The sequence below is a fragment of the Serratia rhizosphaerae genome (genome assembly GCF_009817885.1).
GTDB classification, from domain to species: domain Bacteria; phylum Pseudomonadota; class Gammaproteobacteria; order Enterobacterales; family Enterobacteriaceae; genus Serratia_B; species Serratia_B rhizosphaerae.
In genome coordinates, this window is record NZ_CP041764.1 from 3,607,736 (window position 1) to 3,630,804 (window position 23,069).

At 58.6% G+C, this 23,069-nt stretch carries 21 protein-coding genes; 9 read left to right on the plus strand and 12 right to left on the minus strand.

The genetic code is table 11. The features are described 5' to 3' along the window. Positions 1–25 precede the first annotated feature (25 nt). Both arsC and bepA read right to left on the minus strand, forming a co-directional pair. On the minus strand, positions 26–379 hold the full coding sequence (arsC, locus tag FO014_RS16750; protein WP_105232105.1) for an arsenate reductase (glutaredoxin): 354 nt from the start codon (positions 377–379) through the stop codon (positions 26–28). Positions 380–397: 18 nt separating this feature from the next. Beyond that, on the minus strand, positions 398–1,867 hold the full coding sequence (bepA, locus tag FO014_RS16755; protein ID WP_160030342.1) for a beta-barrel assembly-enhancing protease: 1,470 nt from the start codon (positions 1,865–1,867) through the stop codon (positions 398–400). A 320-nt stretch (positions 1,868–2,187) separates the two neighbouring features. Here bepA and FO014_RS16760 point away from each other — a divergent pair, with 320 nt between their 5' ends. Continuing rightward, complete coding sequence (locus FO014_RS16760; RefSeq protein WP_160030343.1) at positions 2,188–3,258, plus strand: AI-2E family transporter; 1,071 nt, start codon at positions 2,188–2,190, stop codon at positions 3,256–3,258. Between the two features lie 109 nt (positions 3,259–3,367). Here FO014_RS16760 and bcp read toward each other — a convergent pair whose 3' ends face one another. Then, entirely contained in the window at positions 3,368–3,835 is a 468-nt protein-coding gene (bcp, locus tag FO014_RS16765; protein ID WP_105232102.1) for a thioredoxin-dependent thiol peroxidase, read from the minus strand. Positions 3,836–3,837: 2 nt separating this feature from the next. Then, a complete protein-coding gene (locus FO014_RS16770) occupies positions 3,838–4,410 on the minus strand; it encodes a glycine cleavage system transcriptional repressor (protein ID WP_105232101.1) in 573 nt (190 codons plus the stop codon). A gap of 533 nt (positions 4,411–4,943) precedes the next feature. Between FO014_RS16770 and FO014_RS16775 the strand changes: the two genes are divergently transcribed. The 7 genes from FO014_RS16775 (at position 4,944) to FO014_RS16805 (ending at position 13,622) form a co-directional block, all read left to right on the plus strand. Continuing rightward, a complete protein-coding gene (locus FO014_RS16775; RefSeq protein ID WP_246167979.1) occupies positions 4,944–6,350 on the plus strand; it encodes a Tle-like phospholipase domain-containing protein in 1,407 nt (468 codons plus the stop codon). Continuing rightward, on the plus strand, positions 6,347–7,090 hold the full coding sequence (locus FO014_RS16780) for an ankyrin repeat domain-containing protein (RefSeq protein WP_160030344.1): 744 nt from the start codon (positions 6,347–6,349) through the stop codon (positions 7,088–7,090). The genes FO014_RS16775 and FO014_RS16780 overlap by 4 nt, the downstream gene beginning before the upstream one ends. A gap of 540 nt (positions 7,091–7,630) precedes the next feature. Continuing rightward, complete coding sequence (gene dapA / locus FO014_RS16785) at positions 7,631–8,518, plus strand: 4-hydroxy-tetrahydrodipicolinate synthase (protein WP_160030345.1); 888 nt, start codon at positions 7,631–7,633, stop codon at positions 8,516–8,518. Between the two features lie 67 nt (positions 8,519–8,585). After that, positions 8,586–9,638 (plus strand): outer membrane protein assembly factor BamC, encoded by a 1,053-nt coding sequence (gene bamC, locus FO014_RS16790; protein ID WP_160030346.1) that lies wholly within the window; start codon positions 8,586–8,588, stop codon positions 9,636–9,638. A 126-nt stretch (positions 9,639–9,764) separates the two neighbouring features. Beyond that, positions 9,765–10,478, plus strand: a complete 714-nt coding sequence (gene purC, locus FO014_RS16795; RefSeq protein WP_160030347.1) for a phosphoribosylaminoimidazolesuccinocarboxamide synthase — start codon at positions 9,765–9,767, stop codon at positions 10,476–10,478. Between the two features lie 190 nt (positions 10,479–10,668). Beyond that, a complete protein-coding gene (gene ypfJ / locus FO014_RS16800) occupies positions 10,669–11,532 on the plus strand; it encodes a KPN_02809 family neutral zinc metallopeptidase (protein ID WP_160030348.1) in 864 nt (287 codons plus the stop codon). A gap of 74 nt (positions 11,533–11,606) precedes the next feature. Further along, positions 11,607–13,622 carry a tRNA(Met) cytidine acetyltransferase TmcA gene (locus FO014_RS16805; protein ID WP_160030349.1) on the plus strand — a complete coding sequence of 672 codons (2,016 nt, stop codon included), beginning with the start codon at positions 11,607–11,609 and terminating at the stop codon, positions 13,620–13,622. Positions 13,623–13,653: 31 nt separating this feature from the next. Here the strand turns inward: FO014_RS16805 and FO014_RS16810 are convergent, their stop codons facing one another. The 6 genes from FO014_RS16810 to acrD form a co-directional block, all read right to left on the minus strand. Continuing rightward, positions 13,654–13,839, minus strand: coding sequence for a YpfN family protein (locus FO014_RS16810; RefSeq protein WP_105232095.1), 186 nt, complete (start codon positions 13,837–13,839; stop codon positions 13,654–13,656). A 2-nt stretch (positions 13,840–13,841) separates the two neighbouring features. Then, positions 13,842–14,516: a M15 family metallopeptidase gene (locus tag FO014_RS16815; protein ID WP_105232094.1), complete on the minus strand. Its 675-nt coding sequence runs from the start codon at positions 14,514–14,516 to the stop codon at positions 13,842–13,844. Beyond that, entirely contained in the window at positions 14,513–15,640 is a 1,128-nt protein-coding gene (dapE, locus tag FO014_RS16820) for a succinyl-diaminopimelate desuccinylase (protein ID WP_105232093.1), read from the minus strand. The genes FO014_RS16815 and dapE overlap by 4 nt, the downstream gene beginning before the upstream one ends. Continuing rightward, positions 15,637–16,002 (minus strand): ArsC family reductase, encoded by a 366-nt coding sequence (locus tag FO014_RS16825; protein WP_160030350.1) that lies wholly within the window; start codon positions 16,000–16,002, stop codon positions 15,637–15,639. Before FO014_RS16825 ends, dapE begins: the two co-directional genes overlap by 4 nt. A gap of 224 nt (positions 16,003–16,226) precedes the next feature. Then, complete coding sequence (locus tag FO014_RS16830; RefSeq protein ID WP_160030351.1) at positions 16,227–16,658, minus strand: GNAT family N-acetyltransferase; 432 nt, start codon at positions 16,656–16,658, stop codon at positions 16,227–16,229. A 96-nt stretch (positions 16,659–16,754) separates the two neighbouring features. Next, positions 16,755–19,889, minus strand: coding sequence for a multidrug efflux RND transporter permease AcrD (gene acrD / locus FO014_RS16835; protein WP_160030352.1), 3,135 nt, complete (start codon positions 19,887–19,889; stop codon positions 16,755–16,757). 238 nt (positions 19,890–20,127) lie between these two features. Here acrD and FO014_RS16840 point away from each other — a divergent pair, with 238 nt between their 5' ends. Further along, the gene (locus FO014_RS16840) at positions 20,128–20,406 is read left to right on the plus strand and encodes a winged helix-turn-helix domain-containing protein (protein ID WP_105232089.1); all 279 of its coding nucleotides are present in this window, start codon (positions 20,128–20,130) and stop codon (positions 20,404–20,406) included. 19 nt (positions 20,407–20,425) lie between these two features. Here FO014_RS16840 and narL read toward each other — a convergent pair whose 3' ends face one another. Then, positions 20,426–21,058: a two-component system response regulator NarL gene (gene narL, locus FO014_RS16845; protein ID WP_054307010.1), complete on the minus strand. Its 633-nt coding sequence runs from the start codon at positions 21,056–21,058 to the stop codon at positions 20,426–20,428. Between the two features lie 120 nt (positions 21,059–21,178). Beyond that, complete coding sequence (gene narQ, locus FO014_RS16850; RefSeq protein WP_160030353.1) at positions 21,179–22,861, minus strand: nitrate/nitrite two-component system sensor histidine kinase NarQ; 1,683 nt, start codon at positions 22,859–22,861, stop codon at positions 21,179–21,181. Positions 22,862–23,069: the final 208 nt, after the last annotated feature.

Here is a 23,069-nt window from a genome sequence, read left to right on the forward strand (position 1 = left end):
GGGCCGTGCGCCGGCCCCGCATCCCTTACAGAATGTCCAGCACCTGCTCCGGCGGCCGGCCGATGCGCGCCTGCTTGCCTTTAACCACGATCGGACGTTCGATCAGTTTCGGGTTTTCCACCATTGCCTGCAGCAGTTGCTGTTCGCTCAGGCTGTCATCCGCCAGATTAAGCGATTTGTAGAGATCTTCCTTCTTACGCATCAGCTCGCGGGCGGAGCTGAACCCCAGCTGTTGCAGCAGCGTGGTTAACTGCGTGACCGAGGGCGGGGTCTCCAGATACAGCACCACGTCGGGCTGGACGCCGTGCTGCTCCAGCAGGGCCAGCGTTTCACGGCTTTTGGAGCAGCGCGGGTTGTGGTAAATGGTGACGTTTTTCATCTGTTTCTTCCTTAAAAATCAGCTGCGCTGGTATTGACGGAAACGTTGCTGCAGCTGACGGAGTTGATCGATACGCGCATCATAGCGCGCCTGTTTCAGGCTGCCGAGTTTTTGCAGGGCGCTGGCGTTGCTCAGCAGGCCGATAGCCTGATCGAGACGCCCGCCCAGCGCCAGACTTTCGGCGCGGGCGGACAGCTCTTCATCTCGCAGCCCCTGTGCCGCGCTGGCCTGCGCCAGCAGATCCCAGCCGTTGGGATCGTCGGGGTGGGCGAAGGTATAGCGGTTGAGAATTTTCGACGCCTGCGCCGGCTGGTTGCCTTCGACATAGGCGTTAGCCAGGTTAAGCTGCAGCACCGGATTGTTGCTCTGCGCCGCGTTGGCGGCCTGCAGACGGGCAATCGCCTGGGCGGCGCGCTTTTGCCCCAGATCGATATCGGTCATCAGATCCAGGAACCACACGTTGTCGCGCTCTTTGTCCAGCAGCGGCTGGATCAGCCGGCGTGCGGCATCGTACTTTTTCGCTTCGTAGAACAGGATGGCGCGGCCGTACTTGGCGGCGGTCTGCTGGCGGACATTGCCTTTTTCGTAGGCGCCGAGCACGTCCTCCGTCAGGCCGTAGCCGGTGGAACTGTACATGCCGAGTGCGCGCACCTTGGCCATATAGTAGTCCTGAGTGGACTGGGTAATGCGCCGCGCCATCTGGTTGGCGCGGTTGCGGGCGTCGGAAAGGCGGCTGTCCGGCAGCGGGTGCGTCAGCAGCATTTCCGGCGGTTTAGAGGCATAGCGCGACTGATCGGCCAGTTTCTGCAGGAAGTTAGGCATCGCTTCCGGATCGAAACCGGCGCGCTGCAGCACCTGAATGCCGATGCGGTCGGCTTCCTGCTCGTTGGATTGGGTAAAGCTGATCATCCCCTGCTGGGTGCCGGCCATGGTGCCGCTCAGCGCCGCCATGCCCATGGTCGGGTTGGCCATCGCCAGCAAAATGGAGCCCAGCGCGCCGACCCAGGTCAGCGGGGCGTTGCGCTGTTGGTCTTCCATCGCGCGCGCCAGGTGGCGCTGCGTGACGTGCGAAATTTCGTGCGCCAGCACCGAGGCGAGCTGGCTCTCATTGTCGGTTTCACGGAATAGCGCCGTGTGCAGCACCACGTTGCCGCCGAAGAAGGCGAAGGCGTTGATTTCGTCGTTGCGCACCAGGAAGAAATGGAACGGCGTACGCACCGAATAGGCGTTGGCCACCAGCCGGTTGCCCAACTGGTTGATGTAGGTGCTTAACAGCGGGTCATTGACCAGCGGCGCGCTGGCGCGCAGCTGGCGGACGTAAAAGTCGCCCATCGCCATTTCCTGACCGATGCTCAGCGTGCCGCCGGCGGTGGTGCCCATATCCGGCAACTGGTCCTGATTGGCCGCCATGGCGGGGGCTATGGCGCTCGCGTTGAGCGTGCCGAGCAGCAGCAGGGCGATCGCTTGTTTGGTCAACCGGGTGGTCATAGTCAGGGGTATCCCTCGTCATATCGTATTAACTAGGACGTTTATCGGGCGCAAGAGTTCTGCTGCTCGCGCACAGAGTTCTTCTTCCGTGGCGAACTCTCCAGTACAATCAGCGCGCAAGTGAGCCAACTCACAAAAATGGCGGCAGAGCGCGCGGCGCTGACCCATCACATCATAGACAGCCGCAGGCCGTAATGAAACCTTTGCCCGAGGAATTCCGGGCTAAGATTGTGTTACAACAAGAACTCTGTTTTCCCGCTGCGTTGCCAAGGAACGGCAGCCAACGATTCCTCTGTTATGGACCCAAGGAGCAATCTCTGATGTTGGAGATGTTATTACAGTGGTACCGACGTCGTTTCACCGACCCGCAGGCGATCGCCCTGCTGGTGATACTGGTCGCCGGATTCTGCATCCTCTATTTTCTGCATGGCATCCTGACGCCGCTGCTGGTGGCGATCGTGCTGGCTTATCTGCTGGAGTGGCCGACCGCGCGTCTGCAGCGTATCGGCTGCTCCCGCAGCTGGGCGGCGAGCATTATGCTGCTGGTGTTCGCCGGCATCGCCATGCTGCTGGTGTTTGTGGTGGCGCCGACCGCCTGGCAGCAGGGCATGAACCTGATGACCGACCTGCCGGGCATGGTAAATCAGTTCTACAATTTTGCCGCGACGCTGCCGAAGCGCTACCCGGCGCTGGTGGACGCCGGCATCATCGATATGATGGCGGAGAACCTGCGCAGCCGCCTGTCCGGCGTCGGCGAGTCGGTGGTCAAGTTCTCGCTGGCGTCGCTGGTGGGGCTGCTGACGCTGGCGATCTATCTGATTCTGGTGCCGATGATGATGTTCTTCCTGCTGAAGGACAAAGAGCAGCTGCTGAACGGCGTGCGCCGCATTCTGCCGCGCGATCGCGGGCTGGCCGGCCAGGTGTGGGCGGAGATGAATCAGCAGATCACCAACTATATCCGCGGCAAGGTGCTGGAGATGGTGATCGTCGGCGTGGCGACCTATCTGGTGTTTCTGGTGCTGGGCATGCGCTACTCGCTGCTGCTGGCGGTTCTGGTTGGTTTCTCGGTGCTGATCCCCTATATAGGCGCGGTGCTGGTCACCATTCCGGTGGTGGTGGTGGCGATGTTCCAATGGGGTGTCGGCGCGGATTTCTGGACGCTGATTATCGCCTATCTGGTGGTGCAGGGGCTGGACGGCAACCTGCTGGTGCCGATTTTGTTCTCGGAGGCGGTCAACCTGCACCCGCTGCTGATTATTCTGGCGGTGATCATTTTCGGCGGGCTGTGGGGGTTCTGGGGCGTGTTCTTCGCCATCCCGCTGGCTACCCTGGTAAAAGCGGTGATCCACGCCTGGCCGGATGAAATGCTGGTCGAGCGCGACAGCGAATAATCTTGCCCCTCGTTACGCCCGGCCCGGCTATCTCGGACCGTCAGACGACGTTGCCATAAAGCAAAGGCCCCGGAAACCGGGGCCTTTGGCGTTATCAGGGCGGTGAGGCTCAGTGCGCCTGCAGATACTCCAGCACGATATCGTGGTGGTTGGTGGTCTTAAAGCTGTCGAACACTTTCTCCACCTTGCCGTCCGCGCCGATCAGGAAGCTGATACGGTGGATGCCGTCATAGGTTTTACCCATAAAGGTTTTCTCACCCCACACGCCGAACTGCTCGGCAACCTGATGGTTTTCATCAGACAGCAGCGTAAAGTTCAGCAGCTCTTTCTCGGCAAAGCGGGACAGCTTCTCCGGCTTGTCGGTGCTGATGCCCAGCACTTCAACGCCGACCTGCTTCAGCTGATCCATATTGTCGCGCAGACCGCAGGCCTGCACGGTACAACCGGGCGTCATGGCCTTCGGGTAGAAATAAACCAAAACCTTCTGTCCCTGGAAGTCGGCCAAACTAATTTCCTCACCGTCCTGGTCAGGCAAACTAAATTTCGGCGCTGTATCACCGGCTTTCAATGGGCTCATCACTACTCTCCATCTCTCTCATCATGCTGTGGATAGTTCACGACGTTAATACTGCCTTGCGCATTCAATTCTGTACATAGGCGATGGAAGGCTTGCTCAATATTTAACGCATCCGCCTTGCCGGGGCTGTGCGCGGTAATCTGAATATACAGCTGCGGCGGCCGATCGCCTTCGGCGGGCTGGGTGCGCGACACCAGCTCGGCGATATTCATCTGGCTGGAGTCGAACAGATCGGTAAAGCGTTCGATGATATGCGGCGAGTCCTGTACCTCCACCTGCACCCAGACCGTGGCCGGCATCGGCGGGCGTTCGTGCGAATTTGTGCGTTTCATCACAATCAGCAGCTCAAGCTCGGCCCCTTTCTGCGGCAGGGTCGACTCGATCAGCGTAATGGCGTTCCAACTGCCGGACAGCAGCATAATAAAGGTGAATTCTTCGCCCAACATGGCCAGACGGCTATCTTCGATATTGCACCCGCAGCTACTGACGTGGCGGGTGATGGTGTTGACGATACCGGGTCGGTCGGCGCCGAGAGCGGTAATCACCAGATAGTGTTCAGCGGACTGTGGCGACATGGGGCTTCCTGTTGTGCTCAATGGAATACGCGTGCCGGCGGATACAACGCCGCGTATTTTGGGTATACCATGGTAAACATAAAAAAAACCGCCTGCCAAGCGCTTACAACGCCGTTGTTTGCTTGCTTTTGGTTAGACGCACCGTGTGTTCCTAATTTATAACGCAGACTATGTTTTTTGCCCGTGCTCGCAGCCCTGCGCAAATAATCACCTGGTTTTCCCATGCTAAATATTTTGTCGCATTGCGTGATGCGAACCTGAGTTGAATTTTATGGCCGGTATGGCAACCGCTATGGGGGAGGATACGTATCTGACTATATTGATTGACGTCGGTTGTCAAACATTCAGACCAAATATGGCCGCATGCTGGCTGGTAAAAAAGAAGTGATAAGATTAACTTATCATAATGAAACTACATCGATGTAGCCAACAGTACACCCATCAAAGCAGAGATAAAATAGGGTATGAGACTGATTTTTCTATCATTTTAGAACATGTCCCCGGATGACTTTCCTAGGATACTTAGTCCTTCGATGGCTCATTATGAGCTGGACCGCGATTACCTGTTTGGCGGGGCTGCCGGGATGTCTATATGCAGCCAGTATCGCGTTGTCCGTAATACCCAGTCGGGCATCGGTGTCACGGGATATAAAGAAGACACTACCATGAAGCGTATCGTATTCGATGACCTCAATCATGGTGAGTTGGTGGCGATTGGTGAAGGGGGCGGCACTTGGTCGCCGTCTAAACAGGTCTTCTACGTTGATGAGGAGGGGCGGTTACGACGTTATCCTGGTAGTTATCTGCCGATTCTATATCCCGTTGAACGGGTGATATCGCGCTATGAGACGATGGTGAAACGCTATGGTCATCGTGCCAGACCAACGATCTTGCCACCGAATCAGAATATGACCCGTAAGCCGCCGCTGCAGCAGGCTATAGCAACAGCGGCCGCAGCCGTTGTCGCTACAGCGAAAGCAATGCGGCCGATGACCAAGGCGGAACGTTGGCAAGAGCGGCAGTCCCTGATTGCGCGAGGAAATCGCAGTATTTACCCGGACGCACGTATCGCTGCGCAACGGCTGGCTCAGAACAACGTGGCGGTAGAAAAAGCGAAGTTAGCCGAGAATGTTTATAAGACGACAAATCCCTTGGTGGAAACTCCTGGTGTGCCTGAGGGATGGAAAGATATTAGCAACGATGATATTGCATTAGACAAAATTGGATTGAGCAAAGATATGCTCTATGACGATGAGGGTTCCCCTGGTTTTTTAGCCCGTGTCTACCAGCCGGACGAAAATGTATTTGGTAAGGCAATGAATCCGACAGTGGTATTTAGGGGGTCACGCGCACCAGAGTTTCCTGAAGGAATAGGTAATGCTACAAAAAATGTATTACTCAAAAGAGATTTATCAGGGATTAAAAATGTCAATGACTGGGATAATAATGGCTCGCAAGGTTTGGGATTTTATTCAGACTATTACCAAAAAGCAGTAAATATAGGTAAGGGAATTAAAGGGGATGTCGATATTTCGGGGCATTCCCTTGGTGGCGGCATGGCATCAGCAGCATCGATTGCCAGCGGAAAATCAGCTTGGACATTTAATGCAGCGGGATTGAACTCCGGCACAGTAGAAAAATATGGCGGCACAGCCGTAGGCAGTGAAAAAAACATACAAGCATACCGTGTTGAAGGTGAACTTTTAACAAAAGTACAAGAGGTTGATTTGTGGGAAGATGCGAAAAGTGTTTACTTCTATCCTCAAGCCGTAGTGCTTAAGGAAGAGGTATCCATGCTGGCGCCTGATGCCGTGGGTGTCAAACATACTCTACCGGGCGGTACGGGCTCATTATTGGACAAGCATGGTATCGATCAGGCAATAAACTGCATCGAGTCTGAAAAAGACGATGATATAGCGATCATTCGGGGGAGAATATGAAAAAAATCATTATCGCTATCACATTGTTATGCTCGATATTCATTATTCAGGGGTGTAAGGAAGATATGGATTTACAACCGCAGGATTATTTTGAGGGTACACAGTTGGAAATCGCTAAAACTATTTATGATGGTGATGAGCGGAGACTCGACAAAGTGTTGCCGACAGTGAGTGAAGATGACCTGAATCGTCCGGCTAAGGCTGAAATAACGTTGCTCTTTTGGGCAATAAATAACGCAATTTATGATAATGCTACACCAGAAAGACTCCAGATTATCACAGACCTAATTAAGGCTGGAGCGGATCCATTACAACCCAGACCTGCGGGAAAAAGCAGTCCGGTTGAATTTGTTATGAAAGCTAACAAAGGGGTCTGGATTCAAGCCATGCTGGAGGCTGGTTTATCGCCTAATGCAAGAGATAAAGTAAATAATCAACCCATTATATTTAAAAGTTTACAAGCACCTAATACGGAAACATTAAAAACACTGATTAAATATGGTGCTGACGTTAACATCAAAGGACGCATGAATAGAACTCCGCTAATAAATTCATTATATAACAGCAAGATAGAGCATATTGAGGTGTTATTGGATAATGGTGCGGATCCATCAATGAAAGATAATTTTGGTGATAGCTTTTCTTCATTGATTTCGGCAGAGATAGAAAAAGGCGATAAGGCTAATACGTATATAAAGGAACTTATAAAAATAAAAGAAAAAATGGATGCTAACCATTAATTCATTCTTTTTATGGACAGGCCGCGATAATTCTCCAGTAGAAAAAAAGAACTGGGGGAGAATCCCGCCCGCTCGTATCTATTACGCGTCAGGCATGATGGTAAAATCAACGTGATGAAGTGAGTATCTGCCGGTCCACGTTCTCGACGTGTGGTACACGTTTTGCCTCCGGCAAGCGATCGGTATGAGGCTTTTTTGACCCCGCTTGCATACAAAATCAGTCTGGCGTGCTGTTGCTTCAGTCTGTTCCGGGAGGGATTACCCAACCCAAAGAGTCTGGCACCAACAAGATCCGTCCAGTCAGGGGGCGCGGAGAGGGCGTGTTAACGCCGCTTATGAGCACGTTGCGCTTGACGATTATGTGTAATTGAACTGCTGCGGTTGTAGTTAAACGCTGATACAATTCGGTGATGCTATGGGTATGTTTTCTCACGGCGTGGTCAATTTTTGGGCGATGATTTTTATTTTCGTATTTAAGTCATGGTGTTGTATTGACAAAAAAAAGAACCATGGGTGACTTGTTTGTGGAGGGGACGGCCAATGTTTACGGGAAGTATAGTTGCGCTGGTTACGCCGATGGACGACGCGGGCGCCGTCGATCGTGCGAGCCTAAAAAAACTGATTGATTACCATGTTGCCGCCGGGACGTCGGCTATTGTTTCCGTCGGGACGACTGGCGAGTCGGCAACGCTTGCCCATGATGAGCATGTGGACGTGGTCCTGCAGACGCTGGAACTGGCCGACGGCCGCATTCCGGTGATCGCCGGCACCGGCGCCAACGCCACCGCCGAGGCGATTGCCCTGACCCAGCGTTTCAACGGCAGCGGTGTGGCAGGCTGCCTGACGGTGACGCCTTATTACAACAAACCGACGCAGGAAGGGCTGTTCCAGCACTTCAAGGCGATTGCCGACAGCACCGATCTGCCGCAAATCCTGTATAACGTACCGTCTCGTACCGGCTGCGATATGCTGCCGGCGACCGTGGCGCGGCTGGCCAAAATTAAAAATATTGTCGCAATTAAAGAGGCGACGGGGAACTTAAGCCGCGTTAGTCAGATCCAACTGCTGGTTGATGATGAAGATTTCATTCTGCTGAGCGGCGACGACGCCAGCGGTCTGGACTTTATGCAACTGGGCGGTAAAGGGGTAATATCCGTGACGGCCAACATCGCCGCGCGTGACATGGCGCAGCTTTGCCAGCTGGCCGCGCAGGGCGATTTCGCCGCCGCGCGCCGTTTGAACCAGCGCCTGATGCCGCTGCATCAGGACCTGTTTGTCGAAGCGAACCCGATTCCGGTGAAGTGGGCCTGTAAGGCGCTTGGCCTGATTGCCAACGACACCATGCGTCTGCCGATGACGCCGCTGGCTGAGGCCGCCCGCCCGATTGTTGAGCGTGCGCTGAAAAGCGCCGGTTTGCTTGAACCCTGAGTGCGTGATGCCGCGGTAAAACGCTGCGGCCGAGGGTGCACGGGATGAAACTCTTAAAGGAAATTTGATGGCTTATTCATTGCAAAAGTCGACGGTGGCAAAAGTTGTCGGCATCTCCCTGGTGATGATGCTGGCGGCCTGTTCCAGCGATCAGCGTTACAAACGTCAGGTTAGCGGCGACGAGGCTTATCTCGACTCGGCACCGCTCAAAGCGCTGAACGCGCCTGCCGGCATGATTCTGCCGGTGCAAAATGGCAACTACGATGTACCGCAGACCGCCGCCAAAGGCCAGGTCGGCAAGCAGCTGGACATTCGTCCGCCGGTGCAGCCTCTGGCCCTGCTGAGCGGTTCACGCGCGCAGTACGCCGGCGACAGCGGCACGCTGCTGCTGGAGAACAGCCCGCAGAACCAGAATCTGTGGTCGCGCGTGGTCAGCCAACTGCAGGCGAAAAACATCAGCATCGCTTCCCGTCAGGACGCCGCTCAGACGTTGACCACCGACTGGGTGAAGTGGAACCGCCTGGATGAAGACAACCAGTACGAAGGCCGCTATCAGATCAGCGTGCAGCAGCAGGGTTACCAGCAGGCGCTGGTGGTGAAAAGCGTCGGCCTGCAGCAGCAGGGGAAAACCGAACAGGTTACCGACCCGTCTGACGTGCAACGCTATAACGGCATGATGATGAACACCCTGGTGGAAGGGCTGGACAAGCAGGACAACCTGGCCAACGCCCAGACCGCCAATCGAGCAGGCGCGCTGGACGTACAGAGCGGCGCTGACGATACCGGTCTGCCGGTGCTGATCGTGCGCGCGCCGTACACCGTGGTGTGGGACCGTCTGCCGCCGGCGCTGGAAAAAGTCGGCATGAGCGTGGGCGACCGCAGCCGTCCGCAGGGCACCGTGGCCGTGACCTACAAATCCCTGAGCAGCAGCGACTGGGATGCGCTGGGCGTGAAGGATCCAGAGCTGACCGAAGGCGATTACAAGCTGCAGGTCGGGGATCTGAACAACCGCACCAGCCTGCAGTTTATTGCTACCAAAGGGAAACCGCTGACCCAGTCGCAGAACGACGCGCTGGTATCGGTATTCCAGTCTGCGTTTAGTCAAACCAGCGCAAAATAATCAAAAAGGGGCTACGGCCCCTTTTTGTTTTGTTGATACGGTATCGTTTGCGTCGTAGTTTTGGCACAATAGAAGCCCGTGCGTTGAGGCATTTTTTTAGAACTATTCTTTATTGGAGTAAGTAAGATGCAAAAGCTAGCTGAGTTGTATCGCGGCAAGGCAAAAACGGTCTACACCACTGAAAATCCGGATCTGTTGGTGCTGGAATTCCGTAACGATACGTCAGCACTGGATGGTCAGCGCATTGAGCAATTCGATCGCAAAGGGATGGTGAACAACAAGTTCAACCACTTTATCATGAGCAAGCTGGAAGAAGCCGGCATCCCGACGCAGATGGAACGCCTGCTGTCGGATAATGAAGTGCTGGTGAAAAAGCTGGATATGGTGCCGGTCGAATGCGTTATCCGCAACCGCGCCGCCGGCTCGCTGGTGAAGCGCCTGGGCATTGAAGAAGGCCTGGAGCTGAGCCCGCCGCTGTTCGACCTGTTCCTGAAAAACGATGCGATGCACGACCCGATGGTCAATGAATCCTATTGCGAAACCTTCGGCTGGGTCGGCAAAGAGCACCTGGCGCGCATGCGCGAGCTGAGCTACCGCGCCAACGAGGTACTGAGCAAGCTGTTTGACGACGCCGGCCTGATCCTGGTGGACTTCAAGCTGGAGTTCGGCCTGTTCAACGGCGAAGTGGTGCTGGGCGACGAGTTCTCGCCGGACGGCAGCCGCCTGTGGGACAAAAACACTCTGGATAAAATGGATAAAGATCGCTTCCGCCAGAGCCTGGGCGGCCTGATCGAAGCCTATGAAGAAGTGGCGCGCCGCATCGGCGTAACGCTGGATTAATTACGCGCGCTAACGGGACGCGATAAGCGCGTCCCGTCATTTCAGCGCCATTTCCGGAAAAATTCTGCATTTCCCCCCGCGGCAAACCTTTATACTGTAGTCACTGGCAGGACAGGCGAAACCGAACTCGCTATTGCGGGCGGCCGCCTAATTACCTACGATTATTAAAAAATTCATCTGGAGTTTACTTATGCGTTGGCAAGGGCGTCGGGAAAGTGACAATGTTGAGGATCGTCGCGGGCAATCTTCAGGCCAGGGCGGCGGCGGTTTCCGTCCGCCGATCCGCGGCAAGGGCGGCATTGTGCTGCTGGTGGTGGTGCTGGTCGCCGGTTATTACGGTATTGACCTGTCGCCGCTGCTGACCGGCGGCGATGTGACGCCGCAAACGCAGCAGCAGAGCGCCAACATCAGCCCGAAAGATGATGAGCTGGCGAAGTTCACCTCGGTGGTGCTGGCTTCTACCGAAGATAACTGGAAAGAAGTGTTCCAGCGGATGGGCAAAACCTACGAACCGCCGAAGCTGGTGATGTACCGCGGCGTGACGTCTACCCGCTGCGGCACCGGCCAGTCGGCGATGGGGCCGTTTTACTGCCCGGGCGACAGAGCTGTGTATATCGACCTGTCGTTCTATCAGGATATGAAAGATAAGCTGGGCGCCGGCGGCGACTTCGCCCAGGCGTATGTGGTGGCGCATGAAGTGGGCCACCACGTGCAGAACCTGCTGGGCATTGAGCCGAAGGTGCGGCAGATGCAGCAGGGCGCCAGCCAGACCGAGGTTAACCGCCTGTCGGTGAAAATGGAGCTGCAGGCTGACTGCTTCGCCGGCGTGTGGGGCAAGTACGCCGAGAAACAGCAGATGCTGGAAGAGGGCGATCTGCAGGCGGCGCTGAATGCGGCGCAGGCGATCGGCGATGACCGTCTGCAGCAGCAGAGCCAGGGGCGCGTAGTACCGGACAGCTTCACTCACGGCACTTCCGAACAGCGTTACACCTGGTTTAAACAGGGCTTCGACAGCGGCGATCCGAACAGCTGCAACACCTTCGCCAGCCGTTGAGCACGCCGTTTTTAATATTGACCGACATGCCGGCGCAAACGCGCCGGCATTTTTTATCTCCGGGCTGAACACTTATGTTACCGACTATGCAACAGCGTATGCAGCGGCAGGGCATCCGCCGGCTGTTGGTATTAAGCGGCGATGCCGACTGGTGTCGCCAGCAGGCACAACGGCTGATGGCCACCATGCCCGGTGACTGGCCATGGTGCGGCGGTGAGGCGCCGCACGGCGCACAGGCGCTGAACCACGGCGAAGTGCGCACTATGCTGGGGCAGGAGCGGCTGCATGCGGTATTTGACGCCGGCGACGGGCTGGACGTCGAGGCGCTGGCCCAACTGGCCGGCGCACTGCGCGCCGGCAGTTGGCTGCTGTTGCTGACGCCGCCGTGGCAAAGCTGGCCGCAGCGCGCGGATGCCGACAGCCTGCGCTGGAGCGACAGCCCGCAGCCCATCGCCACGCCGAATTTTATCGCGCACTTACAGCAGCGACTGACGGCGGACGCCGAAGTGAGCATCTGGCGGCAGGGCCAGCCGTTGCAACTGGCGCCGCTGCCGGCAAGGCCGGACTGGCAGGCGCCGAACGGCGAACCCACCGCTGAACAACAGGCTTTGTTGACGCGGCTGCTGGCGAGCGAGCGCGGCATCTGGGTGCTGACCGCGCCGCGTGGCCGGGGTAAATCGACGCTGGCGGGCATGCTGGTGCAGCGTTCGGCGCAGAGCTGTTGGATCACCGGCCCCAGCCGTGCGGCCACCGAGGTCGCCAGCCAGTGGGCGCAGGGAAACGCGCAGTTCTGGGCGCCGGACGCGCTGCTGGCGCACTGTCGGCAGCCGGGAAGCTCAGTTGCCGACTGGCTGCTGGTTGACGAGGCGGCGGCGATCCCCGCGCCGCTGTTGCAACAGCTGATTGCCTATTTCCCTCGGGTTCTGCTGACCACCACGGTGCAGGGCTATGAAGGCACCGGCCGAGGTTTTCTGCTGAAATTTTGCGCCTCTCTGCCGCAGTGGCAGGGGCTGAGTCTGCAACAGCCGATGCGCTGGGCGGCCGGTGACGCGCTGGAGCGGATTATTGATGACGCACTGCTGTTTAACGAACTGCAGCCCTGGCAGACGGCCGGCCAGACGATCGGCTATCGTCGGCTGACGCAGCCGCAGCTGTGTGGCGATGACGCGCTGCTGCAGCGCTTTTACGCCTTGCTCACCAGCGCCCATTACCGCACCTCGCCGCTTGATCTGCGGCGGCTGATGGATGCGCCGGGTATGCAGTTTGCCGTCGCCGTGCAGGCGGACGGCGAAGTGGCGGGCGCGCTGTGGCTGACGGAAGAGGGCGGGTTGCCCGCGGCGCTGGCTCACGAGGTGTGGGCCGGACGGCGGCGTCCGCGCGGCAGTCTGGTGGCGCAGTCGCTGGCGGCGCACGGCGGCCAGTGGTGGGCGCCGACCCTGCGGTCGCGCCGTATTACCCGCGTGGCGGTGCTGCCGGCGCTGCGCCGGCAGGGCATTGCCCGCCGGCTGATTGAGCAGCAGCGCCGGCAGGCGCAGGGGCTGGATTACCTGTCCGTCAGCTTTGGCTACACCGAGCCGCTGTGGCGCTTCTGGCAGAGCTGCGGCTTTGAGTTGGCGCGCATCGGCAGCCGGCCGGAGGCCAGCAGCGGCTGCTACAGCGTGATGGCGCTGTTGCCGCTCAGCGAGCAGGGCGAAATGCTGTGCCAGGCGGCGCGTAAGCACCTGGCGCGCGACTGGCGCTGGCTGCAGCAGCGCATTGCGCTGACGCTGGCAATCCCCGGCGACGATGGCGATCCGCAGCTCAATGAAGATGACTGGCGTGAGCTGGCGGGCTTTGCCTTTGCCCACCGACCGCTGGAGGCCAGCCTTGGCGCGCTGCAGCGTCTGCTGCTGCACAGCACGTTGCCGTTGCCGGCGTTGCGCGCGCACTTACAGCAGCAGCTGTCCGTGGAGCAGTGCGTGACGCAGTGCCGTGTGAACGGCCAGAAGGCGTTGCTGCGCCAGTGGCGGCAGGAAGCCGCTCAGGCGTTGGCGCAGATGGATGAACAGCACTGTCGCCGCTGGCGTGAGTGGAGCGCCGCCCGGCCATAAATAAACAGGGCGCCGTATGGGCGCCCTGAGATTATTTCTTTTTCGGCCAGTCGTCTTCGTCGTCCCACTGTGCGTTGTTATCACGGTGTGGCGGCAGTTCGGGCTTATCGGCCAGGTACTTTTTGACGTCGACGCGGCGCAATTCCTTAATGCCGCTGATGACCATCCCGACCAGTACCAGGAGGATTACCCACCAGTAATCTGCTAACCAATGCATATTTACACCTTTCCTTCAGCGCGTATAAAACGCGAAAAAATCGCCGGCAAATGCTGTGCCAGCCATTCGCTACCGGCCACGTCCTTATCCTGCCAGGCTGCCAGCAGCAGCGCCGGCGTCAGCAGATGCTCCGCCTGCTGCGCCAGCGGGCGATAGCTCAGGTGCCAGGGTTCAACCGCCACGCCGTCGCCGTCTTCGGTAAACGGGCGATAAAAGCCGAACTCGGCCATATGCGCCGTCAGCCACCGGTTGAGCGGCGCGAAGTAGCCGCCTTCCTCATACTCCCACGGCTCCAGCTGCAGTTTCTGGCCTGCCGGCAGCAGCGTGGGATCGTAGATATCCAAATCGCTGCCCCAGTGGTGGCGGCTGGCGCCCGGCAGCGCCGACCAGCGCAGAATCGCGGTGCAGCGTTCTTCCGCCGACAGCGGCCCGATATCCATCGGGCGGCTCTCTTTGTCTAATACTGGCCGCTCGCCGCAGAATTTGCCATTCCAGATCGCCAACTGCCGGTCGAAATCGCGGAAGGTGCTGGCGGGCTGCAGGTCAAAACCTGCCTGTGCGGCAGCCTGCTGCATGGCGAGAAAGGCCTGCACCGCCTGCGGCTGCAGGCGGTGGTTGCCGACCAGCGGCACCAGATGTTCGGTTGAACGTCCGGTTAGCATTTCCGGGGTGATCATGCGATCAGTTGCTCCATAATGCGTTGATACATCCGGCTGAGCTGCTGCAGATCGGCGGCGTTCACGCATTCGTTGATTTTATGGATAGTGGCGTTGACCGGCCCCAGTTCCACCACCTGCGCGCCCATCTGGGCGATAAAGCGCCCGTCGGAGGTGCCGCCGGTGGTCAGCAGCTGCGGCGTCAGCTCAGTATAATACTCAACGGCGTTAACCACCGCATCCACCAGCGCGCCGCGCGGGGTGAGGAACGGCTGGCCGGAAAGACGCCATTCGATACTGTAGTTTAGCTGATGGCGCTCCAACAGCTCTTCGACCCGCTGTTTGATGATGGCGTCGGTCAGTTCGGTGCTGAAGCGGAAATTAAACTGGACAAACAGTTCACCGGGGATGACGTTATTGCTGCCGGTGCCGGCCTGGATATTGGCGATCTGCATGCTGGTCGGCGGGAAATAGTCGTTGCCGCGATCCCATTCGATGCTTACCAGTTCATTCAGCGCCGGCATGGCGCGGTGCACCGGGTTATCCGCCAGGTGCGGATAGGCGACGTGGCCCTGTACGCCGTGGATACGCAGGTTGGCGGTGATGGAGCCGCGGCGGCCGTTTTTCACCACGTCGCCGACGCGGTCGGTGCTGGACGGTTCGCCGACCAGGCAGTAGTCCAGCCGCTCGTTGCGCGCCATCAGCGTCTCGACCACTTTCACCGTACCGTGGGTGGCGCTGGCCTCTTCATCGGAGGTGATGAGAAACGCCAGCCGTCCCCGATGGTTGGGGTTGGCGGCGACGAAGCGTTCTGCCGCGACCACCATCGCCGCCAGTGAGCCTTTCATATCGGCCGCGCCGCGGCCGTACAGCATGCCGCCGCGGATGGTCGGTTCAAACGGCGGGTTGTCCCAGTGGCTTTCATCGCCGCTCGGCACCACGTCGGTATGGCCGGCGAACGCCAGCGTCTCGCCTTCGCCGCGCCAGGCCCAAAAATTCTGCGTATCTTCGAAATCCATCTGCTCGACGGTAAAGCCGATAGCCGTCAGGCGCTCAATCAGCATCGCCTGGCAGCCTTCATCGTGCGGGCTGAGGGAAGGGCGGCGGATTAACTGTTGCGCCAGATCGATCACGGGGCAAATCATGCGGTTACCTCGGCAATAAATTGTTGGTAGTTCTCAGCTTTGAAGCCCAGCAGCGCATGGCCGTTGCCGTCGTCCAGCAGCGGACGCTTGATGATGGCCGGCTGCGCCAGCATCAGGGCGATGGCCGCCTCGGCGTTGTCGCAGGCGTTGCGCTGCGCTTCATCCAGCTTGCGCCAGGTGGTGCCGCGGGTGTTCAGCAGCGGTTGCCAGCCCAGCTGCTCGACAAAGCCGCGCAGCTGCTGTTCGCTCAGCCCGTCCGCGCGATAGTCGTGAAATTGGTACGCCACGCCCTGTTCTTCCAGCCAGCGGCGTGCTTTTTTAATGGTGTCGCAGTTTTTGATGCCGTACATGGTCAACGTCATGGTGTTGTGCCCTTTTTTGCCACGAAATACCGGAATTCCCGGTGAAAAAACCGCCGTCGGCGGTAAAACGAAAATTAGCGTTCAGCATGCCGAAAAAAGGCGGTGAGTTCCACCGTGCAATGCTCTGAAAGGCAGAGAAAACGTGAAAAAATCGCCGTGGGCGCCGGCTGCTAAAATTTTGCTAATTCTGCCGGCGGAGCGATTAAAAAGATGAATAAAGCGGCTTAGCGCACATAGCCATTATCCTGCAGCCGGCTGAGCGCCGCGCCTTCGGCAAACACCATGCCGGTGGTCAGATCGTGGAAGCCGTATTTTTTATAGAAAGCCAGCTTATCGGGAACGGCGTAGATAAATATTTTACCGAGCGGCGCCAGGTCTTCCATGATGCGATCCATCAGCTGCCGGCCGTAGCCGCGGCCCTGAAAATCCGGGTGAATCGCCACGTCGGCCAGATAGGCCACCGAAATGCGGTCGCTGATGGCGTGGGCGGTGGCGATCAGCTCGCCGTCCAGGTAGCCCCAGTAGCAAAACGCGTTGTTGTGGTAGATCTGCTCGGTCAGCTGCGGGTCGCGTTTGCCCAGCCCGGCGGCTTCCAGCAGGGCCGCCAGACGCGTCCAGTCAACGCGATAGCGTAGTTGATCGGTGACGATTTCCATGGATGCTCCTTAATGTGCGGTAACGGTGTTGCTGTTGTTCAGTATGCACACAGGAAAATAAAACGGCAGCGAAAACCGCTGCCGTTTTGTCAGGGATTAACCGTTATCGTGCTCCGCCGGCGGCAGTATGTTTTGCCGGCCGGGGAAGCGGCGGCGCACCAGCACGAAGAACAGCGGCACAAAGTAAATCGCCAGCAGGGTGGCGGAGATCATCCCGCCCATCACCCCGGTGCCGACCGCATGCTGGCTGCTGGAGCCGGCGCCCTGGCTGGTGGCCATCGGCAGCACGCCGAAGATAAAGGCCAGCGAGGTCATCAGAATCGGACGCAGGCGCATGCGCGCGGCCTCCAGCGTGGCGGCGGTCAGCTCTTTGCCCTGCTGATGCAGCTCATTGGCGAATTCGACAATCAGAATCGCGTTCTTGGCGGACAGCCCGATAATCGTCAGCAGACCGACCTGGAAATAAACGTCGTTCTCCAGCCCGCGCAGCCAGGTGGCGGCCACGGCGCCGATCACCCCCAGCGGCACCACCAGCATCACGGAGAACGGAATCGACCAGCTTTCATACAGCGCCGCCAGGCACAGGAACACCACCAGCAGCGAGATGGCGTACAGCGCCGGCGCCTGCGCGCCGGACAGGCGTTCCTGATAGGACATGGCGGTCCATTCCAGGCCGAAGCCGTTCGGCAGCTGTTTGACCAGCCGCTCCATTTCATCCATCGCGGTGCCGCTGCTGATGCCGTCGGCGGCTTCGCCGACGATTTCTACCGACGCGCTGCCGTTATAGCGTTCCAGGCGCGGCGAACCGTATTCCCAGCGGCTGGTGGCGAAGGCCGAGAAGGGCACCATGCCGCCGCTGCTGTTGCGGACATACCATTTGTTGATGTCTTCCGGCAGCATGCGGAATTTCGCAGCGGCCTGTACATACACTCTTTTCACCCGGCCGCGGTCAACGAAGTCATTGACGTAGGTGGAGCCCCAGGCGGTGGAGAGCGTATTGTTGATATCATCTACGTTAACCCCCAGCGCCTGCGCCTTACGCTGGTCGATGTCAATCTGCAACTGCGGGCTGTCGTCCAGGCCGTTGTGACGCTCGCGCGACAGCAGCGGGCTTTCCGCCGTCAGCTGCAGCAGCTGGTCGCGGGCGGCCATCAGCTTGACGTGCCCGAGGCCGCCGTGATCTTCCAGCTGCATATCAAAGCCGGATGAGCTGCCCATGCCGCTAATAGCCGGCGGACTGCTGGCGATCACCCGCGCTTCTTTGATGTTTTTGAAGGCTTCGCCGGCGCGGGTGATGATATCGAAGGCCGATTCGCCGGCGCCGCGCTGCTCCCAGTCTTTCAGGCGCACAAACAGCCGCGCCACGTTCTGGCCGTTGCCGCCGGGGCCGGCGCCGATGATGGCGAACACCGACAGCACGTCGTTTTTCTCCGCCGTCAGCAGGTGTTTTTCCACTTTCTCCACTACTTTGCTGGTCTGTTGCTGGGTAGAGCCGGTCGGCAGCTGGACCTGCACGGTGAAGACGCCGCGGTCCTCCAGCGGCAGGAAGGAGGTCGGCAGTTTGATAAACAGCAGCGCCAGGCCGCCAAGCAGCAGCAGATAAATCAGCAGGTAACGCACGCCGTGGTGCAGCACGCGCGCCACGCCGCGCTCATAGCGCATCGTATTGCGGTTGAACATACGGTTAAACCAGCCGAAGAAACCGCGTTTGCCATGATGATGCCCTTTGGCGATCGGTTTGAGCATCGTGGCGCACAGCGCCGGGGTCAGGATCATCGCCACCAGCACCGACAGCACCATGGAAGAGACGATGGTGATGGAGAATTGGCGGTAGATGGCGCCGGTGGTGCCGCCGAAGAACGCCATCGGGATAAATACCGCCGACAGCACCAGCGCGATGCCGACCAGCGCACTCTGAATTTGCCCCATCGATTTGCGCGTGGCCTCGCGCGGCGGCAGGCCTTCTTCGCTCATCACGCGCTCGACGTTCTCCACCACCACGATGGCGTCATCCACCAGCAGGCCGATCGCCAGCACCATGGCGAACATGGTGAGGGTGTTGATGCTGAAGCCGAAGGCGGAGAGGATGGCAAAGGTGCCGAGCAGCACCACCGGCACGGCGATGGTCGGGATCAGCGTCGCGCGGAAGTTCTGCATAAACAGATACATCACCAGGAACACCAGCAGCACCGCTTCCAGCAGGGTTTTCACCACGTCTTTGATCGAGGCTTTGACGAACGGAGTGGTTTCGTAGGCGACCTTGGCCTCCAGCCCGCGCGGGAAATACTGCGACAGTTCGTCGATTTTGGCTTTTACCAGTTCGTCGGTTTGTAGTTCGTTGGCGCCGGAGGCGAGTTTGATATTCATCCCTGCCGCCGGCATGCCGTTGTAGCGGCTGAGGTAGTCGTAATTTTCGCCGCCTAACTCAATGGTGGCGACGTTGCCGAGGGTGACCAGCGAACCGTCCTGATTGACGCGCAGGGTGATATCGCGGAACTGCTGCGGCGTCTGCAACTGCGACTGGGCGTTGATGGTGGCGTTCAGCGCCTGCTTATCGACCGACGGCGTGCCGCCGACCTGGCCGACGGCCACCTGAGCATTCTGCGATTGGATGGCGTTGACCACGTCGGTGGTGGTCAGGGCGTAGCTGTTCAGCTTGTCGGGATCGAGCCAGATGCGCATGGCGTACTGCGAGCCGTACACGTCCATACTGCCGACGCCGTTGATGCGGCTGAGCGGATCCTGCAGGTTGGAGACGATATAGTCGGCGATGTCCTGTTTATCCATGCTGCCGTCGGTGGAGACGAAGGCCACCATCATCAACGTGGTGTCGCCGGATTTGGAGACCGTCACCCCCTGCTGCTGCACCGCCTGCGGCAGCCGCTTGACCGCGGCCTGCAGTTGATTCTGCACCTGCTGCATCGCCTCGTTGGGGTCAGTGCCGGCCTCAAAGGTCAGGGTTACCGTGGCGCGCCCGGTGTTGGTGCTCTGCGACGACATATACATCATATTGTCGAGGCCGGTCATATTCTGTTCGATAATTTGGGTGACGGTATTTTCCAGCGTCTGGGCGGAGGCACCGGGATAATTCGCACTGATGCGCACGTTAGGCGGCGCCAGGTTAGGATACTGTTCCACCGGCAATGAATAAATCGCCAAGGCGCCCGTGAGGCAAAGAATAATTGCCAGCACCCAGGCGAAAATCGGGCGATCAATAAAAAAATTGGCCATGCAGCGCGAACCTCGTTATGACTTGTTCTATCTTTATTACGCACCAACGTTGCGTTTTTCAGAGCCTGGGAAGGATCCCGAGGCTATTGCACTTTACTCGGGATGGGCAGGGAAAGCGTGGAGAAAAAAAGGAGATAGTGTAAAAAACGGTAGTTAGCGAGCGTTCTGCACCGGAGCGCAGGTCCGCAGGCTGTCTGAGGCCGGATGCGGAAAAATTCCCCCGACGCTGGAGCAACCCATGGAATTAAACCCGGTATTCGCCCGCCGCTTGTATTTATGCTGGCTGATCAGCCACAGCGAGCGTCCCAATGTCCCCAAACTGATGGAACTGACCGGCTGGCCGCGCCGCACGCTGCAGGACGTGCTGAAAGCCTTGCCCGGGCTGGGCGTAGAGCTGCAGTTTGTGCAGCAGGGCGTGCGCAATAACGATGGTTATTATCAGTTGGAAAGCTGGGGACCGTTGAATAAAAGCTGGGTCCATCAGCACCATCAGACCCTGCTTGACGCTATCGCCTGATGGGCTGCGGCCCGCATAATTACTGGCTTTTGTGTTCCAGATACATCACCGTGGCGGCGACGCGCGAGCGGACATCCAGCTTGCGTAGCATATTGCGGATATGCACCTTCACCGTTTCTTCGGAAATATGCAGCTGCGCCGCCACCTCCTTGTTTGACATGCCGCGCGCCACTTCCTGCAGTACGTCCAGTTCGCGCTCGGTCAGTTCGGCGAAAGGGTTGTGCTGCTCGCTGCGGGAGGCGAGGTAGCCGGCGATCGCCTCGCTGATCACATTGTTGCCTTCCGCCGCCGCGCGGATATCTTCCAGCAGTTGTTCCGGCTCGCTGTCTTTGAGCAGGTAGCCGTCTGCGCCGGCGTCGATCAGGGCGTACACGTCGCTGCGCGCGTCCGAAACGGTCAGCACCACGATGCGCGCATCGACGCCGTCGTCACGCAGCGCCTTCAGCGTATCCAGCCCGGAAAGCCCTTTCATGTTCAAATCCAGCAGAATGATGTCCGGCTGTTTTTGTGCCGCCAGCGCAATGGCTTCGTTGCCATTGCTGGCTTCGGCGATGGTGCTGAACTGCGGATCCAGCCCCAGCAGCTGCTTGATGCCGCGCCGCATCAGCGGATGGTCATCGACAATCATTACCTTATAATTTTGCATCACCATGAAATGGCTCCCTGTCAGGTATCAAGCCGAGCCACTATGAGTATCGGCACGATGGGGCTGAATCTTATAAAAATAGAAGTTTTTGGCGCCTGGCGCGCCGTTTTACCGTCAGGCGGTGAATTATGCCGGAAAAGACAAGCTGACTTCCGTACCGCTCTGTTGACCACGGGCAATGCGTAATGTTCCGCCAAGGCGGGCGGCGCGCTCGTTCATGATATTCAGCCCGTAATGGCCTTCCGGCTCATCCAGGCTGGCAATGCCGCAGCCGTTGTCGGTAATGGTGATTTGGTTATCGCCGCCTGCGGTTTTGCCGCAGCGGATGACGATATCCTGCGCATCGGCGTGTTTAACCGCGTTGAGCACCGCTTCGCGCACGATCTGCAGCGCGTGCACCTGTTGCTGCGCATTCAGCGCCTGCGAAGGCAGCTCACAGTGTAACTGAATCCGCGCCTGGGTTAGAACTTTTAATGGCGCCAGCAGCTGCTGCAGCGCGGTGTTTAGGTCGGCGTCCTGAATGCTCAGACGGAACGTGGCCAGCAGTTCGCGCAGCTGACGGTTGGCGTCGGCCAGCGCCCGATCGAAGTCGTCGATAATCGTCTGCGCCTGCGGCGGGCCGTCGGCCAGCGTGCGTTTCAGCAGCGTCATCTGAATACGCAAAAACGCCAGCGCCTGCGCCAGCGAGTCGTGCAGTTCGCGGGCGATGGTGGCGCGCTCCTCCATCAGCAAAAACTGCATATGCTGCTTTTGCGTACGGTTGAAGTAGAGGCCGCGGCCGAGCATGTTCGCCACGCTTTGCATCAGATGCGGGTTGGCCGCCTGCTGCCGGGGCTGCCAGCAGAGTTGCCCCAGCGGCTGCTGTTCCTGCGTGATGGTCAGCCGCTGCCAGTCTGCGCCTTCCTGCGGGGCGCCGCTGCTGAGCTGCCAGGGGCTCTGCCCGTCCTGGACGTTGAGCTGCAGACACCGCAGCTGTTCACTCTGGCGCACGATATGCAGCACTTTTTCAAAGGCGTGGCGATCGATCTGGCCGCTGCTCAGCGCCTGTGAACAGCCGTACATCACCTCCAGCGTTTTATTGGCCTGCTGCAGACGTTCGGTTTTTTCCTGCACCTTGTGCTCCAGTGAGCGATACAGGCGGGAGAGTTCGTCGGACATGGCGGTGAACGCCTGTGACAGCACGCCCAGTTCGTTCGGCAGCGTGACGTCCAGCGGCGTGTAGTTGAAGTCGCGGCGTTGGATCTGCTGGCTGGCGTCCACCAATTGCCTGAGCGGCGCCACCACCTGCTTGCGCATCAGACGGATACAGAACAGTACCAGCGCGATAATGGTGATATAGCCGAGCACGCTGAAGGCGGCGACGATCGCCAGCTTGATTTCCGAATAGCGCTGCAGCGCCAGCACGAAGTGGTCGATCTGGTTGACGTAATTGACCACGCTGGCCTGATAGGCCCGTGCGCGGCCGGCGCGGATATGCTGCTCCAGCGGTTGCCAGGCCTGCTGCAGCGCCTGGTATTTATCGCGCACGTCGGCCGGCACGTAAAAACGGCTGAGCTTTTGCAGCGCCGGCGCCTGCAGCGATTGACGGTAGTGGCGCAGGTGCTGCGGCAGCGCCGCGTTGTTTTGCGTCAGGTCATACGCCAGGCGGTAGCTCTGCATGCGCAGCGAACCGGCGATATTCACCGCTTCGGCGTCGCGCAGGCTGTCGGCGACGGTGGTCAGCGCCAGACCGGTGGACAGCACCGACAGGGCGACGATGGCGATTAAGGCTTTGGCCAGACTGCGGGTGACGGAGCGTTTAACAAGCAAACACGGATCCTTTTCGGCTAAGCGCGGTGGGCTTTATTGAAATAAATAGATTTTATTTATATTAAAGCCTATGTATTAGCCAAGTCGATAAAAAGCCCTGCGGTGCCGGATGGTTCCCCACGATCGGATGCGTTTTCGCGCTTATCAGGGACTGCAGGCATCAGCGCCACCCCCTTCGGTATTATCCGAACGCGCCTACGTGAACAGC

Excerpts from the sequence above, each read along its gene's own strand:
- arsC (WP_105232105.1), bottom strand. The coding sequence starts at position 379 with ATGAAAAACGTCACCATTTACCACAACCCGCGCTGCTCCAAAAGCCGT.
- bepA (WP_160030342.1), bottom strand. The coding sequence starts at position 1,867 with ATGACCACCCGGTTGACCAAACAAGCGATCGCCCTGCTGCTGCTCGGC.
- FO014_RS16760 (WP_160030343.1), top strand. The coding sequence starts at position 2,188 with ATGTTGGAGATGTTATTACAGTGGTACCGACGTCGTTTCACCGACCCG.
- bcp (WP_105232102.1), bottom strand. The coding sequence starts at position 3,835 with ATGAGCCCATTGAAAGCCGGTGATACAGCGCCGAAATTTAGTTTGCCT.
- FO014_RS16770 (WP_105232101.1), bottom strand. The coding sequence starts at position 4,410 with ATGTCGCCACAGTCCGCTGAACACTATCTGGTGATTACCGCTCTCGGC.
- FO014_RS16775 (WP_246167979.1), top strand. The coding sequence starts at position 4,944 with ATGGCTCATTATGAGCTGGACCGCGATTACCTGTTTGGCGGGGCTGCC.
- FO014_RS16780 (WP_160030344.1), top strand. The coding sequence starts at position 6,347 with ATGAAAAAAATCATTATCGCTATCACATTGTTATGCTCGATATTCATT.
- dapA (WP_160030345.1), top strand. The coding sequence starts at position 7,631 with ATGTTTACGGGAAGTATAGTTGCGCTGGTTACGCCGATGGACGACGCG.
- bamC (WP_160030346.1), top strand. The coding sequence starts at position 8,586 with ATGGCTTATTCATTGCAAAAGTCGACGGTGGCAAAAGTTGTCGGCATC.
- purC (WP_160030347.1), top strand. The coding sequence starts at position 9,765 with ATGCAAAAGCTAGCTGAGTTGTATCGCGGCAAGGCAAAAACGGTCTAC.
- ypfJ (WP_160030348.1), top strand. The coding sequence starts at position 10,669 with ATGCGTTGGCAAGGGCGTCGGGAAAGTGACAATGTTGAGGATCGTCGC.
- FO014_RS16805 (WP_160030349.1), top strand. The coding sequence starts at position 11,607 with ATGTTACCGACTATGCAACAGCGTATGCAGCGGCAGGGCATCCGCCGG.
- FO014_RS16810 (WP_105232095.1), bottom strand. The coding sequence starts at position 13,839 with ATGCATTGGTTAGCAGATTACTGGTGGGTAATCCTCCTGGTACTGGTC.
- FO014_RS16815 (WP_105232094.1), bottom strand. The coding sequence starts at position 14,516 with ATGATCACCCCGGAAATGCTAACCGGACGTTCAACCGAACATCTGGTG.
- dapE (WP_105232093.1), bottom strand. The coding sequence starts at position 15,640 with ATGATTTGCCCCGTGATCGATCTGGCGCAACAGTTAATCCGCCGCCCT.
- FO014_RS16825 (WP_160030350.1), bottom strand. The coding sequence starts at position 16,002 with ATGACGTTGACCATGTACGGCATCAAAAACTGCGACACCATTAAAAAA.
- FO014_RS16830 (WP_160030351.1), bottom strand. The coding sequence starts at position 16,658 with ATGGAAATCGTCACCGATCAACTACGCTATCGCGTTGACTGGACGCGT.
- acrD (WP_160030352.1), bottom strand. The coding sequence starts at position 19,889 with ATGGCCAATTTTTTTATTGATCGCCCGATTTTCGCCTGGGTGCTGGCA.
- FO014_RS16840 (WP_105232089.1), top strand. The coding sequence starts at position 20,128 with ATGGAATTAAACCCGGTATTCGCCCGCCGCTTGTATTTATGCTGGCTG.
- narL (WP_054307010.1), bottom strand. The coding sequence starts at position 21,058 with ATGGTGATGCAAAATTATAAGGTAATGATTGTCGATGACCATCCGCTG.